Source organism: Collinsella sp. AF11-11 (assembly GCF_003465485.1).
In the GTDB taxonomy this organism is placed as follows: Bacteria; Actinomycetota; Coriobacteriia; order Coriobacteriales; family Coriobacteriaceae; genus Collinsella.
This window is the reverse complement of sequence record NZ_QSAS01000008.1, coordinates 1-18,165: the sequence shown is the minus strand read 5'-3', so window position 1 is coordinate 18,165 and position 18,165 is coordinate 1. Positions and strand designations below refer to the sequence as shown.

The window sequence follows — 18,165 nt, the reverse complement described above, 5'->3', positions numbered from 1 at the left end:
ACCTACGCACCTCCATGCGGCGGCACCAGCACGCCATCCTTGACTGTACAGCCCCATGCCTCTGCAACTGCATCGTCGGGCGTGGATTGAATTGCTTGGGTCGAAATGTCAACGACCAGGTTCTTCCCATCTGCCTTCTGCTCAGTCACGCTCTTGATGAGCACATCGGTTTTGCCCATCGGAGCAACGGGAGACGTCCAGTAGTAGTACCCGTCGGACGCGACAACCCAAGACGAGGCGGTGTTGGAAGCAGATGCCTTGGACACACTGCCCCAGTCAATGACGTAGTCGGTGCCGGCAACTGGCTCATCCCACAGGCGTGCGCCATCCTGGTCCTGCCAGTAGATATCCACTGCAGCACGAATATAGGCGGGCGCAGTACCCGTGTTCTTCGCCTTGACATCGCTTTTCACTTTGCCGTTGAGCGTTTCCTGAACCGATGGCGTCACCGATCCGATGCCGAACTGGTTGACCAGCACGCCCGTAACCGAAAGCCAGGCCAACGTGCCTGCCGTACCGGCCAGGAGGATAACCCCCACCAGCAAGGCGATGATGCGCTTGCGCTTGGACATGCTAATCCTCCTTCTTTGCTACGTTGCCGTTGCTCCAAACGTTATGGGCACGATCGCTGCCGTCGATCCATTTGTCGTTCACACGCGTGTTCGTGCAGGTGAACGTGGCATCGTTCGCGCTCGATGCAGACGAAATCGTCAGCTCGGCAGTTTTACCGGGCGCCTTGCCCGGCGTGCTCAGCTCACCCTGGTAGCGCCATGCCCAAGCCGTATCTTCCTCGACGGTATAGATGCCAGCCGGAGCGGCGAACTGCACGCTGCCGACATAGCAAGTTTCACCGTTTTCGTCGCGCTGCTCGCTAACTTTCACCTCGACCATGCGCGTCTCGGCAGGAGAATCCTGCGACATCTTTCGCGTTACCTTAAAGCGGAACGTTTGCCCCATAGCGCTGGCATCGGTCGTCTTTTTAACGATCGTCAGCGCATGAGTCTGGGCAAAGTTGAACACGGCTTTGCCGGGGCCCTGATCGCCCTCGCCCGTCTTCTTGGACTCCAGACGGTTGGCCAGGTCGAACGAGCCGTCACCCGAACCAAGGCTGTAGAGCGAGACAAACTTGCCGTTTACGGGCTCTTCCGCCACAGAAACACCCTCTGTACCAGGCCCGTAGCTTGCCCGCATTACCGTAACGGTCAGCCGCGTTCCCATAAACGGCTTGGCAAAGCAGACCTTAAACGGCGCCTTGTCGGCACTGTCATCGACGGTGTTGGCGGCGGCGGGATCGAGCAGCCACTTAAGCTGGGCGGTCATGGTTTCGGACTTCGCGGGATCAGACGTATCTTTGGCAACCACGCGATATGTAACGGGATACAGGTCCATGTCGCCCTTAATTGGCTCGTCCTTAAACACATCCCAAGGCTTCGTATCACCATCGGCGCCCACATATCGCCACTCCAAGAAGAGCTCACGTATATCGCCATTGGCGGCCGCACGCTCATCGAGCAGCGCGACGATCTTGGAATGGGCGTCCGGGTCGTATGCCACGGACTTTTGCTCCATCATGGGATTCCCGCTGTTGTCATAGACGGGGCGGCCGTTCTCATCCATTTTGGGAACATCAACCGTATAGACGAAGCCGGACTTGCCGTCCTGCGCACGCTCGTCGCCCGAGTCGACCGTCGCCGTAAAGAGAACCGACCCGTCGACACCGTGATAGCGCACCTTATGCGGCGCAATCTTGTACACCGCAGTGTACATCGCGCTCTTAAAGGGCTCATTGCCCTCGAGGGGATACTTGTCGTCACCGGTCATCAGGGTGTACTTGTTATCGGATTCATAGTCACGCGACCAGCAGACAAAGTCGTACTTGGTGCCATCCTTGCCGACAACCTCAGTTGCAGCTTTTACCTCCAGCGAAATTTGATCACCAGAGTCGGTCCGCGAAAGATAACGCACAGAACCGGGGTCATCCAGATTGGCATCGATATTCGATTGAACACGCACCGCGCTGGCGCGGTAGACCGGATACAACTCCATGGGGGCCTTGACCACGGTGCTTTTATTCACCATGGAAACGTCGTCCGACCAAACGACATAACCGTTGCCAGCTACCGGCTTAGTTTCCGTCCAGCCCACGAAGGCATTGTATGCGTTTGTTGCAGCATCGATATCGCCGACGTTATACGTTGGCAGCGGGATGCCGTCCTTAAGGCTGCCGAGAGAATCGCCCTGCTGGGCTACCTTACCGTCCACATCCCTGGCATTGAGATGGTACACAACCGCCAACGGCGAATAGTACGCCACGAATGTATAGGCTCCGCCAGGTTCCACCGGATAAGAGCAAGTACCATGCTCCACATCGTAGGGAAGCGTCTTGATCTCGCCGTTCGGAAGCTCGATCTCAACCTTCTGCAACTTATACAGCTCACCGCCTGCTTTATAAACCGGCGTCGTAACGTCAGGGGTCACCGTTGCCGTAGCAGGATTGGTGTCCGCGTTGATAACGGGAGCGATGTTGTAGCTAGGCACATTGACCTTGTCCGTACCCTCAAAACCTGCGCGATGCAGGTTGGTGGTGTAGCTGACGTCGTACTTTGCGTAGACGGGATAGGCATCCTGCCACTGGGTGACCTTGGACTCGTCGGTCGCCAGATACGGCTCTGCCTTATCCGGATCACTCGTCACATAGGAGTCGCCGGCGACGTCGTAGATATACTTCCAGACGTCAGAATCCTTCTGAACCTCGGCGGTCGAAATCCAGCCCAGGAACTTATAGCCCGGCACGGCCATGTCGGCATCGGTCGGGGAAGCTTCGAGGGTCAGGGGGCTCTCATACGATCCCTTCTCACCATCTTCTGGCTTTTCGGCCACTTTAACCGACTTATTAACATGCGGGTAGTAATACGTGAACGTCGGATCCGCCCCGTTCACCTTGGTCTGCAGCAAGTTACTCTCATAGCGCCGCGTGGCAGTCCTCACGACATTATCGCCCTTGTTGTAGAAATTAACGTCCGTGGTAATCATCGCGCGAACGTAGTACTTCTTATCTGTACGCACCATGCTCTCGATGGGATTTTTCACATATGTCCAATATTCACCATCGCGCTCAAGCGTCCAGAAATTCAGGCGATAGCGATCATTCACCGGTTTGACCGTTACGTTCAGCGAAGCCGAAGTCCAAGTATCGCTTAGCGTTGCAGCGCCTGGAAAATCGGTATCGGCATAGAGGTTTTTTAGAGTATCGGCTCCCGTATCGTTTTTAACGTTGTGCGAGTACGCGTTAAGGGGACTCACGACAAGGGTTTCCTTCGTGAAGCGCGTGCCACACGTTTCATAACTATCCTTTATACCGTGGTCAACATGCTCCGGGCCCCAGTGGACGACGTTTTCACGCACGAAGGTACTACCGACGTTTTCCTCAAAGGGCGTTTGATAGCGATTCCAAACGGAACAAAGTAGCTTGCTGTCCGTAAACTCATGGTTGGTATAAGCCCGAACGTAATAATCCACTCGGTACTCAAAGCGGGCGATGTAGGTATGCGGCGCGGTTAAATCGACATCGGCGGGGAGCGTATAGCTGGGGTCGCGGCTTACGCGCACCTCGAGCGGGGCATCCTCGGTTCCCTTGTTTTCATACCAACCCAGGAAACGATAGCCGTCGGGCAGCTGGCCCTCCTCGGATATAGCTTTACCGGATACGTCGAGCACCCGTACGGTATACGCGCTTGTGCCATCCTCGGCAGTCTCAACCTTAACGTCAGTTTTGCCCACACCGTCGCGCCGAGTCTGATCGTCGGTTGCATCCTGCTCATTGCCCTCAAACACCGTCATGATGTTCGACACATAGTCGGTGTACACCGGATAAAAATCGGTAGGACCAAGCACAGTGATCTCGGTGCCGGCAGGATAGAACGCACCGGCGTTTTTTAGCTCGGCAAGCTTAGGCGAGGTGATGGCCGCGTAACCGCCATGCATCCCGGCCTCGCCACTCGGCTGCGTCGTCCAACCGATAAAGGTGGCGCTGGCGGAAAGAGTGCCGCGGTCCGCAGGGGCAGCCGGCGTTAAACCGACGCCATAGCGGTACCAGTCCGTCGACTTGTCGTGCTCCTCGCCGCTCTGCCACGCGAGCGTCTCGCCCTTGACGTTATAGAACAGTACCTGCGCCTCGTACGAAGCAATAAACAGGTCGTTGCCCTTAAAGGCCTCGGCCCCCTTCGCGTTATCGGCGGTATAGGTCGACGTTATCTCGTGCGCTTCGTTCTTCTGGACCTGCTTGCCAGCCTTAACGGCATCGGCATCGGTCTTGCCGTTAAACCAGGCGTTATCGGCATCGATACGGTTCACATTGACTCCGGACTCGCGGAACCAGCCCATGAAGCGATAACCGCCGTTGGCATCGGTCAAGCCCTTGGGCTTTGCGGAGGTATCCTGCCTAAACGTCACCGATGTATCGCCCTGGGCCAAGCCCTGGGCCGTTCCCGCCAGCACGGCGCTCACGGCAAAGGCGTACGGATCCGAGGTCGCTTGATCAATACCGAGTTTGGTTGCCGTAATTGTCGCGGTACCCGCACCGGGAAAATCGATCGTCGCCTTAACGCTCTGGCCATGCACAGGAATATTCAGCTTGTAATCCATCGCCCACTCATTGGGGTGCGGGCCATCCAGGGTCCCGTCGTTAGCAGTCGAGCGCATGGTGCCGGCACAGAAGTCGTAGTCGTGCTCTTCCCACAGCTCGCGCGTGGTGTAGCGCTCGTCGTCCCATGGACCATAGCTGTCGCCCTTGGTGGTACCGTCGCCGCCAAAAGAGGGGATCTTTTTCTTAGCCGCGGTACCCTGGCTGCTGCCTTTTAGGCTCACGCTCGGCTTAAAGTAGCACTCGGTGACCGTGGCATCATCCTTGTTGGCACGCGCGGCAATACCGCCCAGGTTCACATCGTTTTGAATGATGGGGATCACGGCGATGGGATTGTACTGACGCGAGCTCAAGTCACCCGCAAAATGGCTTCGAACGAGCTCGTTGCCCTTTTCGGTTAGAATACGACCCGCCAAGCCACCCGTCCACGCACGCGTCACGGCGACGACGCCCACATATGACGCGGCATAGCTGTAGCACTGCGCCGTCGAGAAGCAGTCGATAATCTTGGCCTCGCCCGCCATGCAGCCCACAAAACCCGAGGCGTACACGTTGTTGCCGCCCAGGGCGCCAATGGCCACGTCGTACTTATTGGTGACGTCGGTCATGCCAATCGAGCCATCATCTTTGCGCGTAGGCGTAACGCGGCAGTACTCAATCGTCGAATTTGTAACGTAGCCGGCAAACGCCGCCATATACAGACCCTCACCGCCGAGCGCCTGCACGCCCGAGGTCGTGTTGTTAACGGCGCGGCCACCACGTACCTCGCAGTTATAGAGGGTACAGCCGTCGAGCTCGCCGGCGATGAGACCGCCCTCAAAGCCTGCGTTGGTAATGAGGTTGAGAGCATTGTTGGCGCAGGTCACGTGCAGCGTGCTCTCCATGACCATAACGTTTTCGAAACGCGTTTTGACGGCCTTGCCCACGATAATGCCACCGCGGAAGTCCGCCCACACGTTGGCGTCCTTGACCAGGAAGTTTTTGATGGTGGCGCCGTTGGTCTCGGCAAAAAATCCCGTATCGCGCTCGGGGTCAAAAGCGTCTTTATCGTAGTTCAGGCCCTCAACGGCGTGGTTTTGACCATCGAACACGCCCTTAAACGGATGCTCCTTGTTGCCAAACGACAGATGCTTAACGGTGTCTGCAACGATGGTTTTCATGTCGTCGCTGTCGAGCTCAATGTCGTTATCGAGATAAACGTGCCAGCCGGACGTATCGCGCTCGCGCGACAGCGCCACACACGACAAAAAGTCAGCCTCGTTTTTGATGTGGAATTCGATTTTGGCCTCGGGCACATCCTCGGCATGCACCACCGTTGGCAGCGCCATAACGCAGCAAAGGGCAATCGCTGCGACGGCAACCAGCCTGCTAAGCATACCCCGGTTCATATTCTTGATCTTCATAGGCTAGTTCGCCTCCGGCCAACCCACAACGTCAAGTACGTCGAGGGCGGTATCGCTTGTCTGCTGGTTTTTGGCCTGCACGGCCTGAACATCGATATCGAGCTTGAATGAGCCGCCGCGCGCGGCATCGTGGTAGTCGCCCACAAATCGCAGCGAGTCCATAAGGCTTTCCGTCATGGCGCCGGGGTCGAGCATGCCGCCACGCCCGGCCAATCCACGGTAGTAGTACCACCCATCGCCGCCGTCGATCCACGGGGACCCCTCGTCCGCGTTCACATGAAACGCAACGCTGCCCGAGGCATCCGCACTCGAACCGTCGGGTGCCACTGACGTCATGCGTAGACGAGCGCGAACGTACTCAGGCTGCGCGCCGGCGTTCTCCACGCGTACAATGCGGCTGATGTCAGAGCCCCCGGCCTTGGTGTCGGGATAGTCCCCGCGCTCGTTGGCCTCAAACGGAATCTCCTCGCCCCGCTCGTTGAGGGTGTATTCGCAGACTCGTACCTTCACGCTGCCAAACGATAGGACGTTGTTCGCCGGAACCATATCAACGGTAAAAGCCAGCGTGCCACACATGCACGCCAGGGCCAACAGCGCAATCGCGGCAAGCGCCAAGGTGCGTTTCTGATTGTCGGAAAGATTGTTGAGCATTACGTTCGCCAATCGTCGATAAAAAGGGGGACCGAGATCCCAGCCCGAATATAGGGGTGGGGGCGGGCCGGGATCTCAGTGGGGGGATTAAGCCTGAGCCTGAGTCTTAGCCCATTCCTTGGCCTGCTTAAGGGCATTCTGCGCGTCAGCATTTTCACCCTGCTCGGTGCCATTCTGGCCCGCGCCAAAGATGTAGGCAGAGACCGTCATCGTGGGAGCCTGTTTCGGGTCAGTAGTAGTCTCGACAACATCGGTGTTGTTCATGGCAGAGGGAATCGTCACGGCAGTGAAAAGCTCATCGGTATAAACGTCCTGCTCTGCTTTGTTGGCTTCGAGCTTTGCAGGCAGGTTCTCTGCGGCAGAGTTCTTGGAGTACATAAACAGACCGCTCACGTACTGGTTGCCAGAGTTGTCAGATTGGTTGGTCTTGACTTGACCCTCAACGGGCTTCCAATTCGTATTTTTGAGCGTAAAGTACGGGGTCTTTTCAAGGCTGGTGCCAGGCTTGACGATGGCATTCTTTACGTAAATGAATACGTATGCATCATCAGAGCCAGCCTTGATGCCGACATTGGGGTTCTTGGCCACAGTGGCGCCAGGAACCATCTTGGAGTTGGCAACCCACTGGGTCTCGAACAGGTAGGCCTTTTCAGTGTTCGGATTATCGGGGTCCGGTTTCTCGGGATCGGTCGGATCAGGCTTGTTTTCCGGGTGGCCAAAGCTACCCACCGTGAACACGTTGTCAATGTGCTCCTGCGCCGTCAGCCATGCATAGGTACCCACACCGGCGGCCATCACCAACAGCAGCAGGGCGGCAATGATGCCGTAGCGCTTTTTCTTCTTGTTTTCCATCGTTCTCTTCCTTTCGAAAATCGACTTCCCCGGCAACGGCCCTTGCCGTTGCCGACACCTCTCCCCTGCCGCTATGAACGCCGCTCCCTCGCATGCGCGCGGGCATGCTTGCCCGCAGGCTCGTCGGGAACCACCCGATCGAGCACTATCGACGCCGCGACCAGCAGCGCCAGAACGGCCACCACAACAAGCAAACCGGGCATCGTCGTGCAATATGCGTTAACGAAGCCCAGGTAAGGGACACAAAAAGAGACAGTGCCGATCACGCGTGAAAAAGGCGTCTGCTCGGCATCGTGCATGATGGTTCCATCTGCATTTTTGTTTGCGATTCCCTGCGTGCCGATCGTCTGCGCGGCAGGGTCGATCTCGTACACCTGGTGCGTCACCACGGCGCCGTCCGATCGGTAAAAGGTTGCATTGTCGCCCACGGTAATATCCGTTGGCTCAACCTGGCGGACAAACACCATGGAGCCAACGGGAAGATCGGGTTCCATAGAGCCCGAAAGCACAGCAAAGGGCATGTATCCAAATGCGCGAGGCACAAAAGAAACAACGGCAAGGGCTATGACAAGCGCGAACGCCAAGCTACTCAAAAGTGCAATAAATCGTTTGAGTCTACGCGCAGCCAAAGTGATAATTCATCCCCCTTGAGGACCTATTCGACCCATCCAAAGGTCAGCAAGTTTCAACAGGAACCGCAAGGCGCTTGAAAAGTGAGTCCGAAATAAGCCAATTTGGAATCTTTTCGTAATAAAAACATAGCGATGTGCTACACATTTTTCAATGTTTTGTCGCTAAATGCTACCTATTTTGGCGTAAGTGGTCATTTATCACCAAATTAGTCTGTTTTATCCAATATCTGTGACTAACCCCCTACGCAACTTCCCCATAGAGGGATCATTTTTTTGCGAAACTAAAATAATGGTACCCCCCCCCACATTAAAACAAACTGCTGGAAGCGCCATTTATTTCCGACCCCTTTTACTAGAGTTTTTATGACAACCTCATGTAGTTCGCAGCCCATAACCCTCTGAAAACCGTGTCCCAGAATTCCCGTCCGGAGTGGGATGCGGCTTCCGCTTGTGGCCCCGTTGGGAAGCCGTATCCCGCTTCGATCACAAATTCCGGGTCGCACTTTCCGCCAAGACCCTCAACCGGAAACTACATCCCATTTCTCGACCGAATGCTGGGATGTAGTTTCCACAGAGCCCTTCACCGGGAAACCGCATCCCATTCCAAAGGCAAATTCCGGGACGCAGCTTCCGCAACCCCACCCATCCGGAAATCCCATCCCACTCCGCACACATCCGGGCATAGAACAATCAGCTTATTAGGCCTTCCATCAATAAAGGGGCGCCCTCGTGTCATGAAAAAAGCCCCGAGAATCTCGAGGCTTTCACATTTGTATTGTTTTGCACGAAGGACCGCGAACGGCGAAGCTACTCTCCCAGCACGGCCTTCTTTGCGACTACGGCCATGTTGTCCAGGTCCTCCTTGGTGGGGTGGTCCTTCGCGGCAACCCAGTTGTCGAGCAGCAACTTAGCGCGTGCATTGTCGGGATCTTGCTCAAGCATGGCCTCGTAGCGCTGCTTGACCGCGGGGCCCATCTTGCCCTGGCACATCGCCCAGCCCGCAAGCTCGGCATCCTCGGCCAGATTGGAAGTTACGCGGTCGACAATCTGCTGGTAATAGCTCTGGTCGGCCCCAAAGCCGCAGGTGCCAAACAGGAACACGCGCTTGCCGTGCAAGGCAGAGAGCAACGCCGCGACCGAAGGCGTGCACGCGCCCTTGTCGCACCAAAAACCGACGAGCACCGTGTCGGCCGCGCAGGCGCCCTGCGCCTCGAGCGCAACCTGATCTGCATCCGCATCGTCGCTCAACGCCGCGGCATGGACAAACTCAACGCCCGCAGCCTGCAGAGCGCGCTTGATCGCGCCCGAAACCATCCTGGTATTACCGCTCTTGCTGTTAACCACCAAAGCGCACGTCATAGTCACGTTGCCTCGTTTCCCCCAAAACTATAGCCACTAATGCAATTTATTAAAAGCATATCTTAGTACTAACGACGCAGATGTAAACCATCTGCCGCTAATCGGCAGCCCCTACTGGGCCCTACTGGGCAAACTGGCTACGATAAAGCTCGGCATAGAAGCCGTCAGCCGCCAGCAGCTCGTCGTGCGTGCCGCGCTCGATAATCTCGCCATCGCGCATTACCAAGATGCAATCGGCGTTGCGAATCGTCGACAGGCGGTGTGCCACGACAAAGCTCGTGCGGCCAGCCATGAGCTCGTCGAATGCCGCCTGCACCTGCAGCTCGGTACGCGTATCGATGCTCGACGTTGCCTCGTCCAGCAGCAGAATCGCCGGATCGGTGAGCATGACGCGCGCGATGCACAGCAGCTGTTTTTGACCTTGGCTAAACGTGCCGCCGTCCTCGCCGATCACCGTATCGTAGCCGCCTGGCAGCTGCACGATAAACTTGTGCGCGTGCGCGCGCTTGGCGGCCTCGACAATCTGCTCGCGCGTGGCATCGGGGCAACCGTAGGCAATGTTTTCGGCCACCGTGCCCTCGAACAGCCAGGTGTCCTGCAGCACCATGCCAAAGACGCGGCGCAGGCTTGCGCGCGTGTAGTCACGCGAAGACCGGCCATCGACCGCAATGCGACCGGCATCGATATCGTAAAAGCGCAGCAGCAAATTGATGAGCGTCGTCTTGCCGCAGCCCGTGGGACCAACGAGGGCAAAGCGCATGCCGGGCTTGGCCTCGATGCAAATGTCCTGCAGCAGCTTGCGGTCGTGAACGTAGCTAAAGTCCACATGTTCAAAGGCGACCTCGCCCTTCGGGGCGGCAAGCTCCGCGGCATCCGTCGCATCGGGCTCCTGCTCGCGCGCATCGAGCAGCGCAAACATGCGGCGCGCCGAGGCGTACGCGGTCTGGATCTGCGTAATGACGTTGGTGACCTCGTTGAACGGCTTGGTGTACTGGTTGGCATAGGACAGGAAAATCTGCACGCCGCCCACCGTAAGCGCCGCGGGCACGCCCGTGATCACGCCCACGCAGCCGATCACAGCGACCACGGCATAGATGATGTTATTGATAAAGCGCGTGCCGGGGTTGGAGAGCGAACCCATAAACTGCGCACGCTCGCCCGCGGTGTAGAGCTCAGCGTTGAGGGCATCGAAGCGCTGCTGGGCGTTGGGACCATAGGCAAAGGCGTCGACAAGCTTTTGCTCGCCTACGTACTCCTCGATATGACCACCGAGCTGCCCTTGAATACGCTGCTGTGCCGTAAAGCTTTTGTTGGAGAGCTTGGCAATAGCACCGGCTGCAAAAATGGAAAGCGGCGTGACGAGCACCACCACGAGCGTCATGGTCAGGTTGATGGAGAGCATAAACGCGAGCGTGCCCACGATGGTAATAACACCGGTGAAGAGCTGCGTGAAGCCCTGCAGCAGACCGTCGCCCACCTGATCGACGTCGTTGACCACGCGGCTCATAAGGTCGCCGTGGGCGTGGCTGTCGATAAAGCTGAGCGGCATACGGCTGAGCTTGTCGCTTGCCTCCACCCGCATGTCGCGCACCGTCTCGTAGGACAGGCGGTTGACGCAGCAGCCCTGCAGCCACTGGAAGGCCGCCGCGCCCACCACGACAATCGCAAGCTTGGTAACGAGCGGCAGCAGCGCGTCAAAGTCCACCTGCCCGGCGGCAACGATGAGGTCGATGCCCTCGCCGATGAGGATGGGCGTATAGAGTTGTAAGATCACCGAGATGGCAGCGCTCACAAACGACGCCGTAAACGAAATGCGATGCGGACGGACGTAGCCCAGCAGGCGGCGAGTTACCGCGCCCACGGGGTAGCGCTCGGGGTCGCCGGGTTGGCGCGGACCGTCGCCCAGGTCGTTGAGGCTATCGTTGCCAGACACGTTGGCGGTCATCGTGGCGACCGAGCCGGAAGAAGTGTACGGATTCATTTAGCAGCCCTCCTTTGCGCAAGTGGATGCCAGGGCGCACGCGGCGCCTGGGATGGACGCGGGCGTCGTGCTCCCCTGCTGGCCCTCGAGTTCCTCGCGGCGCAGCTGCGACTGGCAAATCTCGCGATAGAGCTGGCAGGTCGTGTACAGCTCATCGTGCGTGCCCAGGCCCGCAACCGAGCCGTGGTCGAGTACGCAGATCATATCGGCGTCGCGCACGGTCGAGACGCGCTGGCTCACAATCACCGTCGTGAGCGGTAGCCCGCCCTCGGCGGCACCGCGCATGCTGCGCTCGCGAATGGCACGGCGAAGCGCCGCATCAGTCTTAAAGTCGAGCGCCGAGGCGGAGTCGTCCATGATCAGGACCTGTGGCGAGCCCACCAGGGCGCGCGCGATGGTCAAGCGCTGGCGTTGGCCACCGCTGAAGTTCTTACCGCCCGCCTCGACCGGGGCATCGAGCCCCTGCGGCTTGTTGCGCACGAACTCGCTCGCCTGCGCCATGTCGAGCGCCGCCCAGAGATCCTCGTCGGTTGCCGCCTCGTCGCGCCAGGTCAGGTTGCTGCGGATGGTGCCGCTCACCAGCGACGCGCGTTGCGGGACGGTCGCGACCACATGGCGCAGCTGATCGAGCGGCCAGGTGCGCACGTCGGCGCCCATCACGCTCACGCTGCCGGTGCCCGCATCGTACAGGCGCGGGATAAGCGAGACGAGCGTGGACTTGCCGCTGCCCGTGCCGCCGATAATGCCGAGCGTCTTGCCCAGCGGCAGCTCCAGCGTCACATCGTTGACGGCGTTGGCGGCGCCCGCGCCAAAGGAGAAGCTCGCATGGCCGAAGCTCAGCGCGGGAACCGGAACAGCGTTGCCCATCGCGCTCGGCTCGGGCAGCGCAACCGGCTGGTTGCCCTCGTCGGTAATGCTCGGCTCGCAATTGAGCACCTCGTTGAGACGCGACGCGCTGGCGCTCGCCTTGGTAAAGACCACGACCAGGTTGGCGACATACACGATGGAGGTCAGGGTCTGCGTCATGTAGTTGACGAACGCCATGACCTGGCCCTGCGTGAGCTCGCCCACGTTGACCTGGACGCCGCCCACCCACAGGATGGCGCACACGCCCAGGTTCATCACCAAAAACGTGACGGGATTAAGAATCGACGAGAGCTTGCCCACCGCGATGGCGGTATGCGCCTGGTCATCGGCTGCCTGGGCAAAACGCTCGCGCTCGTGATCCTCGCGCACAAAGGCTCGGACCACGCGGGCGCCCGAAAGCCCCTCGCGACAGATGAGTGCGATGCGATCGAGCTTTGCCTGCAGCTGCTTGTAGTACGGGATGCAGCGCGCCATGACAAACCAAAACACCAGGCCGATGGCGGGCGTGCAAATCAAAAAAATCATGCCGAGCTTAAGGTCGATAGCGAGGGCCGCGACCATGGAGCCCACCGCCAGGAAAGGCCAGCGGATGAGCATACGCACGCCCAGCGCCACGGCGAGCTGCACCTGGTTGACGTCGTTGGTGATGCGCGTGATGAGCGACGGCGTGCCAAAGCGATCGAGCTCAGCATAGCTCAGCTTGTTGATGTGCTGGTAGAGCGCGCCGCGAATGTCAGTACCCATGCCCTGCGAGGTGAGCGCCGCCATCTTTTGGCAGACGAGCGTAAACGAGATGCCAATCACGGCCATGGCGGCGAGCACCATGCCGTAGTGGACGACGGCGTTCACATCGTGCGCGCCGATGCCCTTATCGATCATCTGGGCAATCACCAGCGGCGTTAGCAGGTCAAAGATCACTTCGATCAGCTTGCACGCAGGGCCAATCACCATACACCGGCGAAACTTGCCACCAAAACGCCTGAGCAGCTCAATCATAAAAAGGCGCTCCCTATCATCATCTCTCTTCAATCTGATTCATGATAGTACGGCGAACCCTGAAGATGCGTAAGCAACTCGTTACAGAAGAGTCTTGAGCGGTGGTAAAAACCGTCACTGTTTTGGCGCAGTTAGCAAGCGACATAACGCCAGGGATTCAATTATCAGATAAATGTGACCCTTCAGGCGGTTTTGGTCGGCTACCCGCGAGTGCCGGCAGGGCGTTTGGTAGTCGAGCGATTCCGCAGGCAAAGCCGAGGACCAGCGAGACACCACTCCATCACGCCCGGACCACGTGGCCGCCTATGTTTTGGCAAAGCCGGCGAGCGCCACCCAGAGCGAACAAGTTGGCATGAAAAAGGCAAGGCATAGACCTTCTGGTCATGCCTTGCCTTTTGAATGACAAATTGTCGCTCTGGGTGGCGCGCAGCGTCGAGCATTGCGCGGTTTGGTAAAACCGCGCAAAAAGAAAGCCCGTGCGCTCGATGGATTCGGATGCCCGACAGAGGCTCCTTATGGCTGCTTCCTTCCGGACCTGACCAGATTCGGAACATGTCGTCATCCGAACCCATCGAACGCGCTAGGCGCTCGATATATCTTACCCGCTCCCGCCCGATGGGGCAAGGTAGCTAATTTGGGACGAGGCTTTTTTGACTACTCGGGCAATCGGATCGGCAAGTAGTCAAAATCACCCCGTTCCAAAAAGACTGGTCTGACGCTGTGCCACGAAAGTGGCCTATCTACTACGTTTAGGCCGCAGGGGTCAACCATAGCCGGCTTTTTCGAAAACCGGCAAGCTCTCTACCTGCGGTTTCATTTTTGCAAATTCCGAGATGGTCGAGGGCGGCCGGTTAAACGTAGTAGATGGCCGCATTTTGTGGCGGACGGTCCGACCCAAGGCACAAGGCGGCCAGCCTCGGATGACCATTCACGAAGTTGCGGTGGAATACGGACTGAATTGGCCCCTTAAAGGCAAAAACACTCCGTATTTCACCGCAACTTATAGAGAGATAGGTTTTAGACACGGCCGAGGTCGTAGGCTTGGGCGGCTGCTTCACCGGCGCAGATGAGGTTGGTTGTGGCTTCTTGCGAATCGAGTGCCCGCTCCAGGTCCATGGGCTTGCGGCAGATCGGCAAAACCAAGTCAATACCCTGCCCATATACCGCATCCAGGTTGACAGCGCGACCGCCCACGACGGCGACCAACGGCTTGCCATATCGCTTGGCGCGGCGAGCCACACCCACCGGCGCTTTGCCGGCGGCGGATTGCTCGTCCATATTGCCCTCGCCCGTTATGACCAGGTCGACATCGCGCACGCGCTCGTCAAACCCCACGAGATCGAGCACCGTCTCCACACCCGAGTGTAGCTCCGCACCGAGTGCCAGCAACGCCGCGCCCAAGCCACCGGCAGCGCCCGCGCCGGGCACGCCGAGCACCGAGCCAAATGTCCGTGCGCCCTCGGGTGTGCGCAACAACCCCTGGGCCCGAGCCTCGACAATTGCCGTATCGAGTAGACGACCGTAGCCGACCATCCAGCTGTCGCACCTGCTCAGCGCCTCGGCGTCACCCGTCGGCAAGCCTTTCTGCCCGCCAAACACCGCTAATGCGCCCCGACGCCCCACGAGCGGATTCTCGACATCCGAAAGCACAACGATACGAGCGCCATCCAAAGCCTGCAGCGCTGGCGCCAAATCAACGCTCGCCACCCGCTCAAGGCCGGCAAGACCGGGGGCGATATCGCAGCCCCGATCATCGACCACACGCGCGCCCAGCGCCTGCAGCATACCGGCGCCACCATCGTTGGTGGCGCTGCCGCCCAAGCCAATATAGATAGTCTTTGCCCCGGCACGAACCGCACGGAGCATCAGCTCGCCCACGCCATAGGTTGTAGCAGCCAGCGCCGACGACTCCGTGCAAGGCGAATACCCAATGCCAGCCGCCTCGGCCATCTCGATGACCGCGGACTCGCGCTCGGCATCTACCAGCATCCGGGCAGACACGGGTTCACCAAAGGGACCTGCCACCTCGCAGGTCGAGAGCTCGCCACCACGCGCGGCAACGGCGTCGAGCGTTCCCTCGCCACCATCTGCCAGCGGCAAAGCGTTCAGCTCGGCATCGGGCCAAACGCGGCGCACGCCCTCGGCAACCGCTGCCTCCGCCTGCGCGCTCGAAACGCTGCCCTTAAAGGAGTCAATTGCCAGCAGCACGCGGCGGGGCCGGCGGCACGCAGGACCAAAGTCAACCGCCGTGTCAGCATCCTCACCGGCACCTGCAAGCGCTGCGGCGTGAGCGGCATGCGCCTCAAGATCGGCCCCACAACCGCAATCAGTGCCGCCCGCTCCGCGCAGACCGCCAAAATAGCTACTCAGCAGCTCGCGGCATTCATCCGCCAGGACCCCAGCCGTCACGTTAAACCGATGATTCAGGCGCGAATCGGCATTCAGGTCATACAGCGAACCCAGCGCGCCCGCCTTGGCATCACTCGCGCCATACACGCAGCGCCCCACGCGCGCGTTAACCATAAGCCCCGCACACATGCAGCAGGGCTCGAGCGTCACGTAGACCGTGCAATCGGAAAGGCGCCAGCGACCGAGCGACCGAGCGGCAGCGCACAGGGCCGCAAACTCGGCATGAGCCGAAGGATCCTGATCGAGCTCGCGACGATTATGCGCCCGCGCGACAATCTCGCCCGCGCGCACCACTACGGCTCCGATGGGCACCTCGCCCACCGCCGCGGCGGCGCGCGCCTCCGCCAGCGCCTCACGCATGAACTTCTCGTCGATTTCGGTGATCGTCATCGTTCGCCTTCCCTGTTGCAAATTCAAAACGATGCTATCATTACGACTCACGGAGAGATGGCAGAGCGGTTGAATGCGGCGGTCTTGAAAACCGTTGAGCGCGAGAGCGTTCCGGGGGTTCGAATCCCCCTCTCTCCGCCACTTTTAGTGATGCACCGGCGTCATGGTTCGCTCGAACAGTGCATCGACCACGTCGGCTATCTCAGGTCGACGTTCAAGATCGTGGCCCGATTCCCACCATATCGTGAAAAGTCGAATAATACCGCCGGCGACAAACTCAGACGTCGTCTCGAGTGACACGGGGGCCAGGGCATCCTCGGCAAGCACGTTCATCACACGCTCGCGGATGGAGCGGGCAATGCGGTCGCAAATAACGTTGGTCAGCATGCCCGACATGCTGCTTGCCAAAATGTTATCCATGAGCTGCTCGTGCGCCAGAATCAAATCCATGGCATCGTCCAAAATCGCGTGCCGAAGCGCGCGCACGTCCTCGGCAGACACTGCGCCGGCCTCATCGGGCTGTTTTTGCGGCAAGCCCGACATAAGCTCATCGATATAAAAGGCAAAGTAATCGTTCTTGTCGCGAAAGTGCTTGTAGAACGTCGTACGGCGAATCATGGCGCGGTCGCACAGCATGGCAACCGTCAGGTCCTCAAAACGATGCTCCTCGAGAAGTTCGGTGAAGGCATCGAACAGGGCGCGGTAGGTTTTCTTGATGCGAAGGTCCACTGGTATCGCCATCCTCAGGGCAAAGACAACACTCGTCAATCTGTCGCATATCTTACACCTGTACCTCGCGCGCTTTGCCCCAGTGCCAACCCCACCGAAAACATAACGCTTACCGGAAAGTTCGGCACGGCAAAACGTTGCGGGTATACTAGTAGCGTTATACCAACGGCAGCTGGCGCATGCCGCCGCGGCCATTCGAAACGGAGACATCATGATTACCGTCATCATCGGCATCGTTGTTGTCATTGTGATTGTCTGCGCCATCGCCGGCATCTACAACAACATGGTCACCAAGCGTAACCGCATCGATAACGCCTGGCAGAACATCGATACGCAGCTGCAGCGCCGCAACGACCTGATCCCCAACCTGGTCGAGACCGTCAAGGGCTACGCCAAGCACGAGCAGGAGACGCTCTCCGCCGTGATCAGCGCGCGTAACACCGCCGTCAAGGCCACTACGCCCGAGGCCAAGATGGAAGCCGACAACGTGCTGACCGGTGCGCTGCGCCAGCTCTTTGCCGTCGCCGAGGCCTACCCCGACCTTAAGGCGAACACCAACTTTACGCAGCTCCAGGCATCGCTCGAGGATACCGAGAACAAGATTAGCTATGCACGCCAAAGCTACAACGACTGCGTGCTCAGCTACAACAACGCTATCCAGACGTTCCCGGCCGTTATCTTTGCCGGCATCTTCCAGTTTAAGGAGCGCCAGGGCTTCGAGGCAGCTGAGGCCGCCCGCCAGGCACCGACCGTCAAGTTCTAACAGATCTGCAGCGTATCCTTAATCGGGTATATGCATAAACCGCCCCGTCGAATGCATACTTCGACGGGGCGGTTTCCTTTGTCGCGAAGGTCCCCCTCAAGGCGCCGTGCATTTTTGGGAGTATTCAGCATGTCCGACAGCTTCGAGCGCCACGAAAAATGCCAAAGACCGCGAATATCCCTGCAAATCAAGCACTGTCGGCCCATAACCCCGCCTATTATTCGCGAAAAGCATCGACGAGCACGGATTTTTGCCCGAACGTCGGTATGCGGGGGCCTTCGATTGCAGAATACTCGCAAAAATGCACGTCGCCACCACCCCCACATGGCGCGAAGCAAAACTAAAGCGCGGCCAAAAGGCCGTGCACCATCTTTATTCAGATTAATTATTGCCTGTTGTAACATCGCCGAGCCCGCAGGGCGGAGAGCAAGTTCCCTCCCGGCGCACTCCGCAGGACGCAAGAAGCCCTCGCCGCACGAAGTGCGCAGCGA

The 18,165-nt window shown here is 58.8% G+C and carries 11 protein-coding genes, 1 tRNA gene and 1 other RNA gene; 2 read left to right on the top strand and 11 right to left on the bottom strand.

The window, feature by feature from the left end:
- Positions 1-2 precede the first annotated feature (2 nt).
- The 10 genes from DWV58_RS06190 to tadA all read right to left on the bottom strand — a co-directional run bounded on the left by DWV58_RS06190 (position 3) and on the right by tadA (position 16,182).
- Complete coding sequence (locus tag DWV58_RS06190) at positions 3-572, bottom strand: hypothetical protein (protein WP_117582958.1); 570 nt, start codon at positions 570-572, stop codon at positions 3-5.
- 1 nt (position 573) lies between these two features.
- Positions 574-6,045, bottom strand: coding sequence for a hypothetical protein (locus DWV58_RS06185; RefSeq protein WP_117776537.1), 5,472 nt, complete (start codon positions 6,043-6,045; stop codon positions 574-576).
- Between the two features lie 3 nt (positions 6,046-6,048).
- Positions 6,049-6,696 (bottom strand): hypothetical protein, encoded by a 648-nt coding sequence (locus DWV58_RS06180; RefSeq protein ID WP_117629828.1) that lies wholly within the window; start codon positions 6,694-6,696, stop codon positions 6,049-6,051.
- A gap of 87 nt (positions 6,697-6,783) precedes the next feature.
- A complete protein-coding gene (locus DWV58_RS06175; protein WP_117629829.1) occupies positions 6,784-7,548 on the bottom strand; it encodes a SipW-dependent-type signal peptide-containing protein in 765 nt (254 codons plus the stop codon).
- A gap of 71 nt (positions 7,549-7,619) precedes the next feature.
- Complete coding sequence (locus DWV58_RS06170) at positions 7,620-8,141, bottom strand: signal peptidase I (RefSeq protein WP_158571976.1); 522 nt, start codon at positions 8,139-8,141, stop codon at positions 7,620-7,622.
- Positions 8,142-8,987: 846 nt separating this feature from the next.
- Positions 8,988-9,539: a flavodoxin family protein BilS gene (gene bilS / locus DWV58_RS06165; protein WP_117776536.1), complete on the bottom strand. Its 552-nt coding sequence runs from the start codon at positions 9,537-9,539 to the stop codon at positions 8,988-8,990.
- Between the two features lie 121 nt (positions 9,540-9,660).
- On the bottom strand, positions 9,661-11,520 hold the full coding sequence (locus DWV58_RS06160; protein WP_117776535.1) for an ABC transporter ATP-binding protein: 1,860 nt from the start codon (positions 11,518-11,520) through the stop codon (positions 9,661-9,663).
- Positions 11,521-13,383 carry an ABC transporter ATP-binding protein gene (locus tag DWV58_RS06155; protein WP_117776534.1) on the bottom strand — a complete coding sequence of 621 codons (1,863 nt, stop codon included), beginning with the start codon at positions 13,381-13,383 and terminating at the stop codon, positions 11,521-11,523. It lies immediately after the preceding gene.
- Between the two features lie 479 nt (positions 13,384-13,862).
- An RNA gene (gene ffs, locus DWV58_RS06150) (signal recognition particle sRNA small type) lies at positions 13,863-13,958 on the bottom strand.
- Between the two features lie 442 nt (positions 13,959-14,400).
- Positions 14,401-16,182, bottom strand: a complete 1,782-nt coding sequence (gene tadA / locus DWV58_RS06145; RefSeq protein ID WP_117776533.1) for a tRNA adenosine(34) deaminase TadA — start codon at positions 16,180-16,182, stop codon at positions 14,401-14,403.
- 51 nt (positions 16,183-16,233) lie between these two features.
- Between tadA and DWV58_RS06140 the strand changes: the two genes are divergently transcribed.
- Positions 16,234-16,323 (top strand) — tRNA-Ser (locus tag DWV58_RS06140).
- Positions 16,324-16,326: 3 nt separating this feature from the next.
- On the opposite strand, the gene DWV58_RS06135 is transcribed toward DWV58_RS06140, so the two are convergent.
- The gene (locus DWV58_RS06135) at positions 16,327-16,911 is read right to left on the bottom strand and encodes a TetR/AcrR family transcriptional regulator (protein ID WP_158549345.1); all 585 of its coding nucleotides are present in this window, start codon (positions 16,909-16,911) and stop codon (positions 16,327-16,329) included.
- Positions 16,912-17,122: 211 nt separating this feature from the next.
- On the opposite strand from DWV58_RS06135, the gene DWV58_RS06130 reads away from it, so the two are divergent.
- Positions 17,123-17,674 carry a LemA family protein gene (locus tag DWV58_RS06130; RefSeq protein WP_082421874.1) on the top strand — a complete coding sequence of 184 codons (552 nt, stop codon included), beginning with the start codon at positions 17,123-17,125 and terminating at the stop codon, positions 17,672-17,674.
- Positions 17,675-18,165 lie beyond the last annotated feature (491 nt).